Here is a 17,047-nt window from a genome sequence, read left to right as displayed (position 1 = left end):
CTCAGCGACCCGAAGTGGCGTACGGCAGCAGGGCCATCTCGCGGGCGTTCTTGATCGCCTTGGAGATCTTGCGCTGCTCCTGCACGGTCACACCGGTGATACGACGGGAACGGATCTTGCCGCGATCGGAGATGAACTTGCGCAGCAGCGCGACGTCCTTGTAATCGATCTCGGTGATCTTCGCCGCCTTCAGCGGGTTCGGCTTCTTCTTGAACGGCTTGACCGGCGGTTGCGGCCTCTTGCGTGACATGATGTTCTCCTTGTTTACGATTGATGCTTATTCGCTCTTGCGCGGGCCGTCTGAACGGCCTCCGCGCGGGGTTCGCGCCATGCGTGTCGGAACACGTCGGAACGCGTCGGAACCGGACCGGACGGATCAGAACTCCGGATCGTCGTCGGACCCGCCACCGAAATCGGACGAGCCGCCGAACGTCGAGAAGCTGTTGCCGGCACCGGCGTCGCTGCTCCACGGATCCGCCGCGGGCGCCTGGGAGGCCGCCGGAGCGGACGGGGCGCCGGGCTGGCCGCCGCCGTAGTTGGAGCCGCCGCCCTGGTAGCTGGCGCCGCCGGAATATCCGCCGGAGTAGCCGCCGTTGCCGCCGTTGTTCTGGCCGAAACCGCCGTTGCCGCCCTGGCCGTAGCCGCCCTGGTTGCGACCGGCGAAGCCGCCCTGACCGGACGACTGGCGGGTCACCTGTGCGGTGGCGTAGCGCAGCGACGGGCCGATCTCGTCGACCGTCATCTCGACGACGGTGCGGTTGGAACCGTCCTGGGCCTGGTAGGAACGCTGCTGCAGACGGCCCTGCGCGATCACGCGCATGCCCTTGGACAGGGACTGGGCGCAGTGGTCGGCGAGGTCACGCCACGCGGAGCAACGCATGAACAGCGCCTGACCGTCCTCGAACTGGCCGGACTGGCGGTTGTACGTGCGCGGCGTCGACGCGATGGTGAAGCTCGCCACGGTCGCTCCGGAACCGATGGTTCGCAGTTCGGGATCCGCGGTGAGATTGCCGATGATGGTGATCGTGGTTTCGCCTGCCATATGCTGCCTCGTATTCCAACGTCCAGCGCGAAGCTGGGCTGACGCTTACTTGACGTCCTTACGAAGGATCTTCGTACGGATCACGGATTCGTTGAGGTTGAGGACACGGTCGAGCTCATCGCTGGTAGCGGGCTCGGCGGTGTAGGTCACCACGACGTAGTTGCCTTCGGTCTTGCCGGCGATCTCGTAGGCGAGCTTGCGACGGCCCCAGAAATCGGGCTCGTCGACGGAGCCGCCTTCCTTGGTGACGATCTCCAGATACTGCTCGGTCAGCTTCTTCAGATCGCGCTCGTTGAGCTCAGGATCGGCGATGAACATCAGTTCGTACTTGTGCGCAGACATCACCCACCTCCTTCGGACTATATGGCCACGGACCTTCCGTGGCAGGAGTGTGTATACGCGCTGCGCGCATGGCGGCGGGGACCGCGAGCGGACGCACCACCCCCACAGACGCAACCTCACCAAGATAACCCCGCGCCCAGACAGCGGCGAGAACGCGGCGGGCGCATGTGCACCCGTGCACCCACGCGCCCCTCCACCCGCGCACCCACGCACCCGTGCACCCGCACCCGCACGCCCCGCCCCACGCCGCGTCCACGCCGTCTTCGCACGGGCCCTAGTACACTTGAACGAGGTTTCGCATACACGGCACGCACGCCGCATGGCGCGCGCCGCACCTCTCTATATACAAAGGACGGATACGGAAACATGACGTCGCTGCTCGAAGGCACTCCGGACAAGCGCATGGCGGTGGTCACCGGCCGCGCATACCCCGAACTCGCCGATCAGGTCGCCGCATGCCTGGGCACGAAGGTCCTGGAGACCACCGCCTACGATTTCGCCAATGGCGAGATGTACGTGCGGTTCACCGAGCCGGTGCGCGGTGCGGACATGTTCGTGCTGCAATGCCATTCCGGCAAGATCAACAAGTGGATCATGGAGCAGCTCATCATGATCGACGCGCTCAAGCGCGCCTCCGCCCGCACGATCACCGTGGTCGCGCCGTTCATGGGCTACTCGCGCCAGGACAAGAAGCACCAGGGCCGCGAACCGATCACCGCGCGCCTCATCTACGATCTGTTCCGCACCGCCGGCGCCGACCGCATCATGACGGTCGACCTGCACGCCTCGCAGGAGCAGGGCTTCTTCAACGCGCCGGTCGACCATCTCACCGCCACGCCGGTGCTCATCGACTACGTGCGCAACCATCTGCCGCTGGAGAACACCACGATCGTCTCGCCGGACGCCGGCCGCATCAAGGTGTCGGAGCGTTGGGCCGCGAAGCTCGGCAACCTGCCGCTCGCGTTCATCCACAAGACCCGTGACACGACCCGTCCGAACCATGCTGTCGCGCACGGCATCATCGGCGACGTCGTCGACCGCGACTGCGTGGTCGTCGACGACATGATCGACACCGCCGGCACGATCTGCGAGGCGGTGCGCGCCCTGCGCGGCGCCGGCGCGCGTTCCGTCACGCTGGTGGCGACGCACGGCCTGCTGTCCGGCCCGGCGGTCGAGCGCCTGTCGCAGTGCGGCGCGCGCGAGATCGTCCTCATGGACACCGTGCCGATCCCCGAGGAGAAGCGTCTGCCGAACATGACGGTCCTGTCCGTCGCGCCGCTGCTGGCCGCCGGCATCCGTTCCGTGTTCGAGGAGGGTTCCGTGCAGACCCTGCTCGAGGGCCTGCCGGACGACATGCGCCCGCGCAACATCTACGCGTGATGCGGAAGGGCGCCGCGATGTTCGACTTCACCACGACCCCCGACCGTCACGGCCGCGACGCCCTCGCCGTCGACGACATCGGCTCCGGGCGGGGGTTCGCCCCCGGCGCCCCGAAACCCGGCTTCGACGCGATCCCGATGTGGATCGCGGATATGAACTTCGCGACCGCGCCGGCGGTGACCGAGGCGGTCGCCGCGCGCCTCGCGCATCCGCTGTTCGGCTATTTCGAGCCGGAACAGGCGTATTTCGACGCGGTCATCGACTGGCAGCGCCGCCGCAACGGGGTCAAGGGTCTCGAGCCGCGGCATATCGGCTACGAGAACGGCGTGCTGGGCGGTCTGGTGTCGGCGTTGCACGTGTTCGCGACGCCGGGCGACTCGGTCCTGCTGCACTCCCCCACCTACAACGGCTTCACGATGGCCGTCGAGGGCGCGGGATACCGCATCGAGCACAGCCCGCTCAAACGCGACGAGGACGGCGTGTGGCGCATGGATTTCGAGGACATGGACCGGCGCATCAGGGAGAAGCGCATCCATGTCGCCGTGTTCTGTTCACCGCACAATCCGTGCGGCCGCGTGTGGGAGCGCTGGGAGATCGAACGCGCGATGGAGGTGTACCGCGCGAACGACTGCGTGGTCGTCTCCGACGAGATCTGGTCGGATCTCATCCTCGACCGGGAGCACCGGCCGCACATCCCCACGCAGTCGGTAAGCGAGGACGCGCGCAGACGCGTGATCGCGATGTACGCGCCGTGCAAGACGTTCAACCTGTCCGGCCTGGTGGGCGGCTACCGCATCGTCTACGACGATTACCTGCGCGACCGTCTCGATTCCTATGAGGCGAAGTCGTTCCACAACGAGATGAACGTGCTGTGGATGCACGCGCTCATCGGCGCGTATTCGCGCGGCGGCGAGGCGTGGCTCGACGGGCTGCTGCCGGTGCTGGCGGAGAACCTGCGCCTGGGATGCGAGTATTTCGCGGGCGTGCCGGGCGTGGAGGCGGCGCGGCCGCAAGGCACGTACATGCTGTTCCTCGATTGCGAGCGCTGGTGCGCGGACCATGGCTGGTCGGCGGACGAGCTGCTGCGCCGCGGCTGGGATGTGGGCGTCGCGTGGCAGGACGGCCGCCTGTTCGCCGGCACGCATACGATCCGCATGAACTTCGCCCTGCCCACGGCCCGCGTGCGCGAGGCGTTGGACCGCCTCGCCAAGCACGTCTTCACCGACTGACCGCCGCCGCGCCGTCAGCTGCCGAGCGTAGCGAATCGCATGATGCGTGCGTCCGCAAGGCGCGCCCGCAAAGGCGTACGAAGGTACGTCGCAGCGGGCTGCAACGCGGCGGACGCCCCATCATGCGATTTGCGTAGCGAGGCAGCTGACGCGCGCGGTTCCAAGGCGCGGAGAACGAAGGCGTACAAAGGTACGTCGAGTTCTCCGCAACGCGGGAAACGCGCCGTCAGCTGCCGAGCGTGAACTGGCTGTTGTAGAGGTCGGCGTAGAACCCGCCGGCCGCCAGCAGCTCCTCGTGGGTGCCGCGTTCGATGACGTCGCCGTGGTTCATGACGAGGATCATGTCGGCGTCGCGGATGGTGGAGAGCCGGTGCGCGATGACGAAGGACGTGCGTCCGACGGTGAGCGCGTCCATGGCCTTCTGGATGAGTTCCTCGGTGCGCGTGTCGACGGATGAGGTGGCCTCGTCCAAAATCAGGATGGGCGCGTCCTGCACCATGGCGCGGGCGATGGTGAGGAGCTGCTTCTGGCCGGCGGACAGGGACGTGTTCTCGTCGAGCACGGTGTCGTAGCCGTCGGGCAGCGACATGATGTAGTGGTCGAGTCCAACGGCCTTGCACGCCGAACGGATCTGTTCGTCGGTGACGCCCTTCTTGGAGTACGCGATGTTCTCGCGCACGGTGCCGTGGAACACCCAGGTGTCTTGCAGGACCATGGAGAACTGGTCGTGCACGTTCCATCGGGGCACGGACGCCGTGTCGACGCCGTCGATTGTGATGCGCCCGCCGGCGATGTCGTAGAAGCGCATGAGCAGGTTGACCATGGTGGTCTTGCCGGCGCCGGTGGGGCCGACGATGGCGACCTTCTGGCCGGCCTTCACGTCGGCGCTGAAGTCGTTGATGATCGGCTTGCCGGGTTCGTATTCGAAGCGCACGTGCTCGAACGTCACGTCGCCGCGCACGGCATGGCCGCCCGCGTACCGCTCGCCGAGCAGCGCGGGCTTGGCGCTTTCGTCGGCCATCTCCGGCTCCTCGAGGAAGCCGAACACGCGCTCGGAGGCGGCGGCGCAGCGTTGCAGGTTCTGGAAGGCCTGCGCGAACTGCGAGAGCGGCTGGGTGAACAGGCGGATGTACATCATGAACGCGACGATGACGCCGAATTCGATGTCGCCGTTCATGGCGAGCGCGGCGCCGACGACGCACACGACGACGTAGCCGAAGTTGCCGATGAACTGCATGAGCGGCATCATCAGGCCGGAGAGGAACTGCGACTTCCAGCCGGAGTCGTACAGGTCGGCGTTGTACTTCTCGAAGTCGCGGATCGCGGCGGCCTCGCCGTTGTACGCCTTGACGATGAGGTGGCCGGAGTACATCTCCTCGACGTGGCCGTTGACCTGGCCGAGCGCGACCTGCTGGCGGGTGAAGTAGCGTTGCGACGCCTTCATGATCGCCATCATGAGCACGAGTCCGACGAGGCTCGCGCCGATCGCGCACAGGGTCATGATCACGTTGTTCCAGAACATCATGACGAGCGCGCCGACGAACAGCGTGACGGACGTGATGAGCGAGCCGAGCGACTGGCCGAGGGTCTGGCCGATGGCGTCGACGTCGTTGGTGATGCGGCTGAGCACGTCGCCGTAGCTCACCTTGTCGAAGTAGCTCAGCGGCAGCTTGTTGATCTTCCGCGAGATCGCCTCACGCAGACGCTGGGCGGTGCGCTGGGTGACGTTCGCCATGAGCCAGCTTTGCACGTAGCTCAGCACCGCGTACCCGACGTAGAGCGCGACGAGCGTGAAGCCGATGCGCGAGACGGCGTCGAAGTCGACGGCGCCCATGACCGGGCGGCCGTGGACCATCGCGGGCAGGCCCTTGACGATCTCGTTGGTCATGTCCTTGAGCTTGTCCGGTCCGATGATCTGGAAGATCGTGCCGGTGGCGCCGAGCACGAGCGCGATGATGATGACGGGGATGTAGCTCCTGCAGAAGCGCACGAGCTTGCCCATGACCTCGCCGAAGTCCTGCGGTTTTTCGACGGCGCCGCGTCCCGGTCCGCCGTGTCCCATTGGTCCTGGCATGTTGGATGTCCTTTCGAAAGTCCTGTTTCCGTATGTCCTACGCGGTTTGCCCTAGGCGCCGAGCTCGGTCCGGCTGAGCTGCGATTCGGCGATCTGGCGGTACACGTCGCAGTCGTCGAGCAGTTCCCGGTGCGTGCCCTGGCCGACGACCTTGCCGTCGTCGAGCACGACGATGAGGTCCGCGTTCATGATGGTGCCGATGCGCTGGGCGACGATGAGCTTGGTCGCGTCCTTCGCGTGGGTCGCGAGGGCGTCGCGCACCTCGCGGTCGGTTTTGAAGTCGAGCGCGCTGAACGAGTCGTCGAAGATGAGGATCTCCGGGTCGCGGTAGACGGCGCGCGCGATGGAGAGTCGCTGCTTCTGCCCGCCGGACACGTTGGAGCCGCCCTGCGCGATAGGCGCGTCGAAGCCGCCGTCCATGCGCGTCACGAATTCGGTGGCCTGCGCCACGTCGGCCGCCGTGCGCACGCGCGTCATATCGGCGCCCGCGGCGTCGGCGCGCGTCGCGTCGCCGCGGCCCGTCGCCGCGCGCGCGTCGTCGCCGTACGCGACGTTGCCGGCGACGGTCCCCTTGAACAGCACGGATTTCTGCGGCACGTAGCCGATGCGGTCGCGCAGCGCGGTGAGGTCCCAGTCGCGCACGTCGACGCCGTCGACGAGCACCGTGCCGGCGGACACGTCGTAGAAGCGCGGCACGAGGTTGATGAGGGACGACTTGCCGGCGCCAGTGGAGCCGATGAACGCGACGGTCTGGCCCTGCTTCGCGGTGAACGTGACGTGTTCGAGGATCGGTTCGCGCGAGTCGGGGTAGGTGAAGCTCACGTCGCGGAACTCGACGGTGCCGTGCGCGCCGTGGCCGAGGCGTTCCACGTCGGCCGCGCCGTCGGCGCCGTTCGTGACGGCGGGCTCGGTGCCGATGACCTCGAGCACGCGCTGCGCGGACACGTCGGCGCGCGGCCAGAGCACGAACACCATGCTCATGAGCAGGAAGCTCATGATGACCTGCACGGAGTAGCTGGAGAAGACGACCATGTTGGAGAACACGGTGAGCTTGTCGGTGAGGCCGGCGGCGTCGATGAGGTACGCGCCGATCCAGTAGACGGCGAGCATGAGGCCGTTCATCACGGTGTTCATGAGCGGCATCATGACGGCCATGGCGCGGTTGGTGAACAGCTGCGTGTCGGTGAGGGCCTTGTTCGCCTTGGTGAACTTGGCCTCCTGGTAGTCCTCGGCGTTGTAGGCGCGCACGACCCTGAGGCCGGTGAGGTTCTCGCGGGCGACGAGGTTGATGTCGTCGGTGAGGGCCTGCATGGCCTTGAACTTCGGCATGACCATCGCCATGAGGACGACGATGGCGGCGAGCAGGACGACCACGGCGATGCCGGTGGCGAGCGTCCATTCGAAGCCGTCGCCGGCGATCTTCATGATGGCCCACACGGCCATGATCGGCGATTTGACGATGAGCTGCAGGCCCATCGTGATGAACATCTGGATCTGCGTGATGTCGTTGGTGGAGCGGGTGATGAGGCTGGCGGTCGAGAAGCGGTTCATCTCGGCGGGGCCGAACGATTCGACCTTCGCGAATTCGAGCGAGCGCAGGCGTTGGCCGAAGCTGGCGGCGACGCGCGCGGCGATGAAGCCGGTGACGACGGCGCAGGCGACGGATCCGAGCGAGACGAGCAGCATCTTGCCGCCGGCGACCCAGATGTCGGCCATCTCGCTGCCCGGCGTCTCGACGAGCGTGGTGATGTCGGACATGTAGTCGGGCAGTTTGAGGTCGAAGAAGACCTGGCCCACGATGGTCACCAGTGCGATGAGCATCTGGGCGACCTCCCCTTTGGAGAGGTATTTCATGATGCGAAACATGATGTGTGCGATTCCCCTTATCTGTCTGATGACATGGATGACGGGCGGCGGGCCGTGTCCGTCCCTTCCACCGGAGGAGGGACCGCCGGAGGAGGGGCCGCCGGCCTTCGCCTCGCGTTTCCCGACTTTCCGTCAGGCCGCCCTCCGGCCCTGCCGGGCCGTGGCGCATCGCGCGATGCCGTCCACCCATTTATCTTTGCCCCTTAAATTACTTACACTATAAGATATTTCCAAGCCCAACGGCGTGTTCCCCGCAAGCGCAACGCACGGAAGGCGGCCGGGCGAGCCGGACGGCAACGACAGGCGGCGAAGGAGGAGAAACGGGAGGGGATGGGGAAAGCCCTACGCGTTCCCTTCGAACGCCTTGCGCACCTCTTCGGCGGTGGGACGCGGCTGGCCCGGATGGCAGATCGACATGTACGTCATGAATTCGCGGGTCAGTTCCACGAACTCGCGCGTGCGCCGCTCCCCCATCTGCGAGAAGATCCACCGCACCGCGGAACGCATGTCCTCCAGATCCTCTTCGACGCGGCCGCGCCCGGCCTCGGTGATGGCCACGCGCACCACGCGACGGTCGGAGGGGTCGGGCGTACGCGTCACGAAGCCCTTCCTTTCCAGCGAGGACAGCACCGTGGACACGCGCCCCGAACTCACGCGCAGGGATTCGGCCAATTGGGACGGCGTCATCTCGCCGTGGCAGGCGAGCTGGCGCAGGGCGAAGACCTCGCCGTGCGCGCCGCGGTTGAGTTCGCGCTGCATCGCGGACCGATGGCTCCACACCTTGGAGTACAGCTCCTCCACCGCCTCGTCCTCAAAGCCCATGGCGCACCCTTTCCCGCGAATCACCCATGAATCATCTTCGAATATATCTCACACTATAAATAAAATCCAATGGCGCGAAACGCCCTGATCGCAAGAGCAGACAAACAACCCCCGACACGCTCAAAAAATTCAATATAGTGTGACTTAGCTTACATTATCAATTTGTTATCTCACTTTTGGAACGCAGCAAGCGTATAGTGAGATGCGAAAGCGTTGGCACAGCGGCTGACGGCCACCCACGGCACCGAAGCTCAAGGCCCAAGGAAGGGGAACCATACCATGTCCATCACACGTAACCTATGCAGCATAGCCGGATGCACCCATGAGGCCGAGGAGGCGGGCATGTGCGGCATGCACTTCACCGCCGCGTTGGTGCACGGGGCGTTCCAGTACAACTCCGTCAGCCGCGCGCACAGCAACTGACCGCGTGGAACATCCGACGGCGCAAGACCGCCGGACAGCGACACGACGACGCCAATACATAATTACATAACGAAACAACGCAACGGTGCGAATCGCACAAAGAGGTACAGCGGCATTACGGGCCCCACGCCACGGCAGACGTATGGGGGTACGCATGGATGTGGTTGTGAAAGCTCGTAATCGTATTCGCACCGTTTTTTCATGCCCGAAACCACACCGTGCGACGACCGCACGCCATGCGATGCCCTCGGCCCGATCAGCGGCGCGACGCCCGACCGGGCCGAGACCGACGAACGGCCACGGCCGCCCTTACCCCAGTACAGCCAGCTCCTCATCGGTCAGACGCATGTCGACGGCGGCGAACGAATCGCGGATCTCATGCGGGTTGCGGGCACTGGGAATCGTGAACAGACGGCCGTACCGGGTGAGCTCCCATGCGAGCACCACCCGCTGGTACGAGACGCCGCGCGCCGCCGCGACCGCGCGGAACGGGTCATAGGCGCGTTGATCGAACGGGTCGAGGAACCCGCCAAGCGGCGACCAGCAGACGAAATCGAGGCCGAGCTCGGCGCAATGCTCCATCGTGCGCTCCGGATCGGGGTGCGAGGGCGAGAACTGGTTCTGCACGGCGACGAGCCCGTCGCCGAGGATGCCGCGGGCCACGTCGATCTGCGCGTTATCCACGCGAGAGACGCCCGCATACCGGATCACGCCTTCGTCGAGCAGCGTCCGGAGCGCACCCACCTGGTCCTCATACGGCACGGCCGGGTCGGGTCCGTGCGAATACAGCAGGTCGAGCGCGTCCACGCCGAGATGGCGCGCGGATTCCTTCGCGTCGCGGATCATCGTCTCCGGACGGGAGTCCGCCATCCACCCGTAGCGGCTCCCCTCCGCCTGCAGGCGCTGGCGGCCGGAAGCATCTCCCGTCGAAGCCCCCGCGACCTCGATCGTGCGGCGGTACCCGGTCTTCGTGGCGACGAGCACCTCGTCGCGCGGCCCGCCCCACGTGGCGAGCGCGTCGCGCACCAGCATCTCGCCGTACCCGAAGTCGCCGGGCACGCCCGTGCCGTCCACTCCCGGCGCGCTGGGCAGATAGTACGACCACGCGGTGTCGAGGTAGCGCACGCCGGCGTCCAGTCCGGCGTGGATCGTCCCGATCGCGGTCTCACGGTCGGGTCGCCCCTCGATGGCGAGCGCCATCGTGCCCATGCCGAGGCGCGGCACCCGCGGCTTCCCCGCGAACCTCACGATGTTCGATGATTCGCCACCGGGCGTACGGCCCGTTTCGGCACCGGCACCACCGTTCCCCCGCGACGATCCGCCATTCCGATCCTGCTGCAATGCACTCATACCCCCATCATGGCACACGACGGACGAGGCAGCGGTCTCTTACACGCGCATCGTCCACCCACCCCTATCTCGGAGTCCCCGATTCTCGAGGAAAACCGCCATTTCGAGAATAAGGGACGCTTATTTGCGGTAAGCGTCCCTGATTCTCGATGATTGCCGCGGCGCCGCCCCGGAAAGACCGGCGGCCGCTACCGCTTCCTCAGCGCGGCCTTGAGGTCGCGGTTCTGGAAGCGGTCGTGAAGCAGGCAGTAGCCGCCGAACGCCACAAGCCACACCAGGCCGGCGATGCCGGAGCCGATGGTGTCGGAGGCGAGGAACAACGTCACGTAGATGAACACGAAGAACACGATGGCGAAGGTGTTCGTGAACTTGTAGGCGGGCATGATGAACCCGTCGCTGATGAAGTCGGCGGAGCGGCGGTACTTCTGGTGCGCGACCATCGTGAGGATGTAGATGAAGATGATCACCGCGCTGGAGGCGGAGGAGAACAGCACGAACGCGCTGTGCACCTGGGGGAACGCGTTGATGACCGGCGACATGAGCACGCAGCCCGCCGAGATGAGGATCGCGCGGGCCGGCACGTGGCGCTTCGACACCACGCCAATCTTCGAGAACGCCGGCGAATCCGATTCGCTCGCCAGTTGGTAGAGGTGGCGGCCGGCCGAGTAGAGCAGCGAGTTGAGCGACGACGAGGCGGCGGTGATCACCACGAAGAACACGAGCGCGGACGCCCAGTTGATGCCCGCGTACTGGAACACCATGATGAACGGGGAGGCGAAGGAGCCGTCCTTGTTCGGCGTGAACGAGGTCCACGGCACGATGCACATGATCGCCACGAGCGCGCCCACGTAGAAGATGAGGATGCGCATGATGATCTCGTTGATGGCCTTCGGCAGCACCTTGCGCGGGTTCTGCGTCTCGGACACGGTGACGCCCACGAATTCGATGGCCTCATAGGCGAAGAACACCATCTGGAAGCTCATGAGGAACGCGAGGCCGCCGTTCGGTGCGATCTGGAAGTTGTCGAACAGGTTCGCGAGGCTCGCCGAGCCGGCGGGCGAGACGCCGTCGTGGCCTGGGATGCGCACCGAGTCGTAGTGGTAGCCGATGACCACCATGACCACGGCGGTGGCGATCATCGCGCAGATGAGCGTGATCTTGATCATCGAGAACCAGAACTCGGCCTCGCCGAACGCCTTCACGGCCACCAGGTTGATGGTGGCGAGCACGACGAGGAACACGAGCTCGATCAGCCATTTCCATGGCGTCAGGTCGATGTCGAACGTGTTGAAGAACGTGATGAAGTACGTGGACACGGCGGTGATCTCCGTCATGCCGATGAGCACGAGCACGATCCAGTACGACCATCCGGCGAACTTGCCCCAGCCGTTGCCGAGGTAGCGGGTGATGAAGTTGATGAACGTGTGCTGGCTCGGATCGCGGTACATCATCTCGCCGATCGCGCGCATGAGCATGAACATCACGAGGCCGACGCCGATGTACACGAACACGATGCTCGGCCCGGTCAGGGCGATGGACTTGCCGGATCCGAGGAACAGGCCGGTGCCGATGGTGCCGCCGATGGCGATGAACTGCACGTGGCGGTTGTTGAGGCCACGGTCCATCTCGTTCCCTGCGTCGAGGCTCTCGACCGACTGCAGACTACTGGTTTCGCGCTTCTCGTCAGACATAGTCGGCGAGTTTACCGTGCGTTTGTTTCGTGCGGAAGAGGGTTTCCGCGCATCCGCACGCGCGCTCGGGGCGGCGTCGGCCCCGTTCGCCCGGATCGGTTCCCGCCCCGCCTTCCTACTCCACGCTCTTGAGGGCGCCGACGGGGTCGATGCGGTCGAGCACCGGTTTGGTGAGCCAGGCGACGAACTCGGCGAAGACGAGCGTCGCGAACGCGGCCGCGAGGTAGCTCGTCGGGCGCAGATCCACCTCGAAATACAGGGACGGCATGCCGAGCGCGGCGGTGAGCAGGCCGCCGATCCATCGGCCGAGCGGCAGGCCGACCGCCACGCCCATCCATGTGAGCACGCGCATCTCGCGGTTCACGTACTGGTGGATCTCGCGTTTGCGGAATCCGAGCACCTTGAGCGTGGCCATCTCGCGCACACGCTCGGAGATGTTCGTGTTCGCGAGCGTGAACAGCACCACGAGGCACAACGCGCCCGCAAGCCCGACGATCAGGGCGACGACCGCGCCCATCAGGTCGAAGGAGAAGCCGTCGGCGAGCTCGGCGGTGTCGACCGTGCTGACGACGGCCGGGTCGTCGGCGAGCCTGTCGATGTAGGCGGCCCGGTCGGCGTCGTCGCCCTTGAGCTTCGCGTAGGCGGCGTTCCAGACGGGGGCGGCGGAGTCCGTCGCGCCGGGGTTACCGGCATCGGCATCGCCGAACAGACGCTGGTACAGTGACTCGCTCACGTACACGTCCGAACCGACGAGACTGCGCGTCACGGCGGCGACCCGCGCCTTCGCGCGCGTCATGTCGCCGCCGCGCAGCGTGACCGTGTCGCCCGCGTGCACGCCGAGCGCGTTCGCCGCGGACTGGCTGACGATCGCGCCCGAATCGTCGAGCGTGACCTCGCCGCCGCCGGAGCGGCCGAACATGCCGCCGCTGTAGCGGTAGAGATCGTTGTCGCTCGCCTCGCGCAGGTCGATCATCGTATTGAGCCTGCGCAGCGAGCGTTCGGGGACGACGATGAGCTGGATCGTCTCGCTGGAAGCGGATGTCGTGGACGAGGAGGCGCCGACGGTCGACAGTTCGCCGCTTTCGACGCGGATCCGCAGCGTGGCCGTGGTCCTGCCGTCCTTGTCAAGCCGCGCGTGCAGGGCGTCCGCGTCGGCGTCGGCGGAGACGGCCATGAGGTCGTAGCGGCAGATGCCGCCGTACTGTTTCGGACCGGTCATGGCCACCGTATCGTTGATGGCGAGGCCGCACAGGATGAGCGCGGTGCAGCCGGCCACGCCGCCGACCGTCATGACGAGACGGGACTTGAAGCGGAAGATGTTGCGCGCGGTCACCTTATTGAGGAACCCCATACGGCGCCAGACCGGGCGGATGCGTTCCAAGAGGATGCGCGCGCCGGCCTTCGGCGCCTTCGGGCGCATGAGTTCGGCCGGCATGTGGCGGATGTCGCGGCGGCAGGCGAACGCGGTGGCGGCGAGCACGCCGACCACGAACAGCGCGATGCCGGCGGAACCGTACAGCCAGTCGTATTCGAGCCGTGCGCCCGGCAGCGTGTACAGGCCTTCGATCACGACGAGCAGGAAGGCAGGGATGCCGAGGAACCCGGCGACGAGTCCCAGTCCGCCGCCGATGAGGCAGGCGAGCAGCGCGAACAGCAGGTAGCGGGAGGCCACGGCGAAGCCCCGGTACCCGAGGCCGAGGTAGGTGCCGATGAGACCGCGGTCCTCCTCGACCATGCGGGTCATCGTGGTCAGGCTCATGAGCACGGCGACGAGCAGGAACACCACCGGGAAGGCGCGGCCGATGGATTCGATGGAGCTCAGGTCGGATTTGAACGAGCTGAACCCGCCGATTTCGCCTCTTGTGGTGACATACCAGCGTACCTGCGGGATTTCGGAGGCCAGCTGCGCACTTTGCTCATCAAGCTGTTGAGTCGCGGCCTGTTGCTGCGCGGTGAGGTCCGCCTGCGCCCGGTCCAGGCGGTCCTGGGCTTGTTGCAATTCCGGGCTTTGTGCGATCACGGATCGGCGTGCTACGCCACCCCCGTCCGCAGCTAAGGGTGAAAACCCCGCAGCTTGCCTCGCCAACTCATCAACTTGGGTGTTGAACTCCGCACGTTGCCCGTCGAGTTGGGCCTGGGCGTCCGCGAAGCGTCGTCCGGCCTCGGCGCGCGCCTGGTCGATGCGCCTGCGCGCCTCGTCGAGCAGCTGTTGGCGCCGGGCCTTCTGCCGTTCCACGCGTATGCCGTTCTCGATGCGGTGCGCGACCGTGTTCACCGCGGCGTCGTACCCGTCGGAGAACGTGTCGAGGTCGGCGGCTCCGGTCACGCGCAGGTTCACCGCCGTGTATATGTCGCCGGTCACGCCGTCGGAGGGCGCGAAGAACGTGTAGTCGTCGGAGGCGGTGGACCGGAAGGCGTTCTTGGAGGCGTACCCGTCCGGATTGGAGAGGTCGCGTGGGTCGAGGGCCACACCGGTGATGACGAGGTCGGTCGGGAAGCTCGGCGAACCGTCCTGCGACGCCTCGCCGTCCGAATCACCGGCATCGCCCGACCCGTCGTCCGTGTGCGGTGTGACGGTGAGCTTCGATCCGATCCGCAGCCCGCTGTCCTTGAGGAATTGCCGCGTGACGGCCACCTCGCCCGCCTTCTTCGGCATCGCGCCCCGTTCGAGATACGGGCGGTCGAAGCCGTCCGCGTCGATCTCGCGCATCGTGACGGTCTTGTCCGAACCATGCACGGCCACGGTCATGCTTTGCGTGCGTTCGCCCCGCGCCCGTTCCACGCCATGCACCTTGCGCAGCGCGGCCACGTCGCCGTCGGTGAGGCCGGCGGTGGAGACGATCTGCACATCGCGCAGCTCCTGCGCGCCGTAGAACCGGCCGGCGGCGAGGAACGCGTCACGGCAGCCGGCGTAGATGCCGGTGAGCACCGCCACGCCCAGCAGCGTGATGAGCGCGATGGAGACGAACCGCCTCCATGAGCGCCGCCAGCAGCGCAGCATGTCCTTCACGAACGCCCGCGACATCACGCACCTCCTCACGCCCGCGGCCATGCCGCCGCTGGTTTCCATTGTCATCGCGCCGACCAGCGGACGCAACCGCAAACGCCGGTGGCGAACGGCATACAATACCGACGTTGCGAACCATCGCACACCGCGTGACGCCCGCCGGCGAGACCGACGGGGCGCCGCGGCAGCAAGAGAGAAGAGACGAACTATGGCTTCCGAAAACACGAATCGCGGCGCGACGCCCGCGAAGCCGCGCGAGACCGACGACGTGCCGGTGCCGGCGACGCTGCGCAAGTCGCTGAAGAACCGCCACATCCAGCTGATCGCACTGGGCGGCGCCATCGGCACGGGCCTGTTCTACGGCTCGAGCGAGTCGATCGCGCTGGCCGGCCCGTCCATCCTGCTCGCCTACCTCATCGGCGGTCTTGCGATCTTCATGATCGTGCGCGCGCTGAGCGAGATGTCGGTCGAGGACCCGAAGGCGGGCGCGTTCAGCTACTACGCGACCCGGTACTGGTCGAAGCGCGCCGGCTTCATCTCCGGCTGGAACTACTGGTTCAACTACATCCTCGTGTCGATGGTGGAGCTGGCCGTGGTGGGCAGCTTCGTGAACTACTGGTTCCCGGCGATCCCGACGTGGGTGTCGGCCGCCGTGTTCCTCGTGGTGATCTGCGCGGCGAACCTGCTCGGCGTGAGCAAGTTCGGCGAGTTCGAGTTCTGGTTCGCGATCATCAAGATCGTGGCCGTGATCGCGATGATCCTGGGCGGCCTGGCGGTGATCGTGTTCGCGCTGCCGACCGAGTCGGGCGTGAAGGCGAGCTTCGCGAACTGGTTCACCGTGGGCGGCGGGTTCTTCCCGAACGGCCTGATGGGCCAGGCGAAGGACGGCTCGTGGACCGGCCTGCTCATGGCGCTGGTCGTGGTGATGTTCAGCTTCGGCGGCACCGAGCTCATCGGCATCACCGCCGGCGAGACGGAGAACCCGAAGACCACGATCCCGCGCGCCACGAACGACATCATCTGGCGCATCCTCGTGTTCTACATCGGCGCGCTCGGCGTGATCATGGCCGTGGTGCCGTGGAACACGATCGACGGCAAGTCCAGCCCGTTCGTGCAGATCTTCGATTCGGTGGGCGTGCACGCGGCCGCCGGCATCCTCAACTTCGTGTGCCTCACCGCCGTGATGAGCGTCTACAACTCCGGCCTGTACGCGAACTCCCGCATGCTGTACTCGCTCGCGAAGCAGGGCAACGCACCCGCGTATCTGGGCAGGCTGAACGCGAAGGGCGTGCCGGTCGCCGGCGTGCTCACCTCCGCGGTGATCACCGCGATCGCCGTGGTGGTCGTGTTCGTGTGGCCCGAGTTCGCGTTCAACTATCTCATGTCGATCGCCACGATCGCCGGCATCATCAACTGGACGATGATCATGGTCACCGAGATGAAGTTCCGCAAGGTCGTCGCCGCGGGCGGAGCGCCCGACGACACCGAGCTGGCGGGCAAGTCGGGCCATGAGGCGCTGGACGCCATCCACTTCAAGCTGCCGTTCGCGAAGGTGACCCCGTGGGTCGTGCTCGCGTTCCTCGCGCTGGTCGTGGTGCTCATGTGCTTCTCCCCCAGCTACCGTGTGGCGGTCATCGCCGGCGTGATCTGGCTGGTGATCCTGTTCGCCGCCTACCAGCTCACCCAGGCGCGCAGGTAGCGGCCGGCCGACGCGCACCGAACCGGCCTCCATGTGGAATGTGCGAGCCAGGCGCGCACATTCCACCACATGAGAAAAGACCCCGCGACGGCTTCATACCGACGTTGCGGGGTCTTTTCATG

The 17,047-nt window shown here is 66.2% G+C and carries 13 protein-coding genes; 4 read left to right on the top strand and 9 right to left on the bottom strand.

Annotation, left to right across the window (positions count from 1 at the left end; all coding sequences use genetic code 11):
* Position 1: 1 nt before the first annotated feature.
* From rpsR to rpsF, 3 genes are all read right to left on the bottom strand, one after another.
* Entirely contained in the window at positions 2 to 250 is a 249-nt protein-coding gene (rpsR, locus tag GFD21_RS05725) for a 30S ribosomal protein S18 (protein ID WP_003838589.1), read from the bottom strand.
* A 126-nt stretch (positions 251 to 376) separates the two neighbouring features.
* Positions 377 to 1,042: a single-stranded DNA-binding protein gene (locus tag GFD21_RS05720; RefSeq protein WP_163196984.1), complete on the bottom strand. Its 666-nt coding sequence runs from the start codon at positions 1,040 to 1,042 to the stop codon at positions 377 to 379.
* A 45-nt stretch (positions 1,043 to 1,087) separates the two neighbouring features.
* Positions 1,088 to 1,384: a 30S ribosomal protein S6 gene (rpsF, locus tag GFD21_RS05715; protein ID WP_163196983.1), complete on the bottom strand. Its 297-nt coding sequence runs from the start codon at positions 1,382 to 1,384 to the stop codon at positions 1,088 to 1,090.
* Between the two features lie 366 nt (positions 1,385 to 1,750).
* On the opposite strand from rpsF, the gene GFD21_RS05710 reads away from it, so the two are divergent.
* Together GFD21_RS05710 and GFD21_RS05705 are read left to right on the top strand one after the other, a co-directional pair.
* A complete protein-coding gene (locus GFD21_RS05710; protein WP_163196982.1) occupies positions 1,751 to 2,764 on the top strand; it encodes a ribose-phosphate diphosphokinase in 1,014 nt (337 codons plus the stop codon).
* 17 nt (positions 2,765 to 2,781) lie between these two features.
* Positions 2,782 to 3,993: a MalY/PatB family protein gene (locus GFD21_RS05705; protein WP_163196981.1), complete on the top strand. Its 1,212-nt coding sequence runs from the start codon at positions 2,782 to 2,784 to the stop codon at positions 3,991 to 3,993.
* Positions 3,994 to 4,219: 226 nt separating this feature from the next.
* Here the strand turns inward: GFD21_RS05705 and GFD21_RS05700 are convergent, their stop codons facing one another.
* From GFD21_RS05700 to GFD21_RS05690, 3 genes are all read right to left on the bottom strand, one after another.
* Positions 4,220 to 6,067, bottom strand: a complete 1,848-nt coding sequence (locus tag GFD21_RS05700; protein ID WP_163196980.1) for an ABC transporter ATP-binding protein — start codon at positions 6,065 to 6,067, stop codon at positions 4,220 to 4,222.
* A 51-nt stretch (positions 6,068 to 6,118) separates the two neighbouring features.
* Positions 6,119 to 7,933, bottom strand: coding sequence for an ABC transporter ATP-binding protein (locus GFD21_RS05695; protein WP_163196979.1), 1,815 nt, complete (start codon positions 7,931 to 7,933; stop codon positions 6,119 to 6,121).
* A gap of 342 nt (positions 7,934 to 8,275) precedes the next feature.
* Positions 8,276 to 8,755 (bottom strand): MarR family winged helix-turn-helix transcriptional regulator, encoded by a 480-nt coding sequence (locus GFD21_RS05690; RefSeq protein ID WP_163196978.1) that lies wholly within the window; start codon positions 8,753 to 8,755, stop codon positions 8,276 to 8,278.
* Between the two features lie 279 nt (positions 8,756 to 9,034).
* Here GFD21_RS05690 and GFD21_RS10970 point away from each other — a divergent pair, with 279 nt between their 5' ends.
* Entirely contained in the window at positions 9,035 to 9,178 is a 144-nt protein-coding gene (locus tag GFD21_RS10970) for a hypothetical protein (protein WP_191996873.1), read from the top strand.
* 309 nt (positions 9,179 to 9,487) lie between these two features.
* On the opposite strand, the gene GFD21_RS05685 is transcribed toward GFD21_RS10970, so the two are convergent.
* From GFD21_RS05685 to GFD21_RS05675, 3 genes are all read right to left on the bottom strand, one after another.
* Complete coding sequence (locus tag GFD21_RS05685) at positions 9,488 to 10,387, bottom strand: aldo/keto reductase (protein ID WP_225431707.1); 900 nt, start codon at positions 10,385 to 10,387, stop codon at positions 9,488 to 9,490.
* A gap of 329 nt (positions 10,388 to 10,716) precedes the next feature.
* A complete protein-coding gene (locus GFD21_RS05680) occupies positions 10,717 to 12,219 on the bottom strand; it encodes an amino acid permease (protein WP_163196976.1) in 1,503 nt (500 codons plus the stop codon).
* A gap of 115 nt (positions 12,220 to 12,334) precedes the next feature.
* Complete coding sequence (locus tag GFD21_RS05675; RefSeq protein ID WP_163196975.1) at positions 12,335 to 15,244, bottom strand: ABC transporter permease; 2,910 nt, start codon at positions 15,242 to 15,244, stop codon at positions 12,335 to 12,337.
* 190 nt (positions 15,245 to 15,434) lie between these two features.
* Here GFD21_RS05675 and GFD21_RS05670 point away from each other — a divergent pair, with 190 nt between their 5' ends.
* Complete coding sequence (locus tag GFD21_RS05670) at positions 15,435 to 16,925, top strand: amino acid permease (protein ID WP_163196974.1); 1,491 nt, start codon at positions 15,435 to 15,437, stop codon at positions 16,923 to 16,925.
* The last annotated feature ends 122 nt before the right edge of the window (positions 16,926 to 17,047 follow it).

Source organism: Bifidobacterium platyrrhinorum, assembly GCF_010667645.1.
GTDB classification, from domain to species: domain Bacteria; phylum Actinomycetota; class Actinomycetes; order Actinomycetales; family Bifidobacteriaceae; genus Bifidobacterium; species Bifidobacterium platyrrhinorum.
The sequence above is the reverse complement of the archived record's forward strand: the minus strand, read 5'-3'. Positions and strand labels throughout refer to the sequence as shown.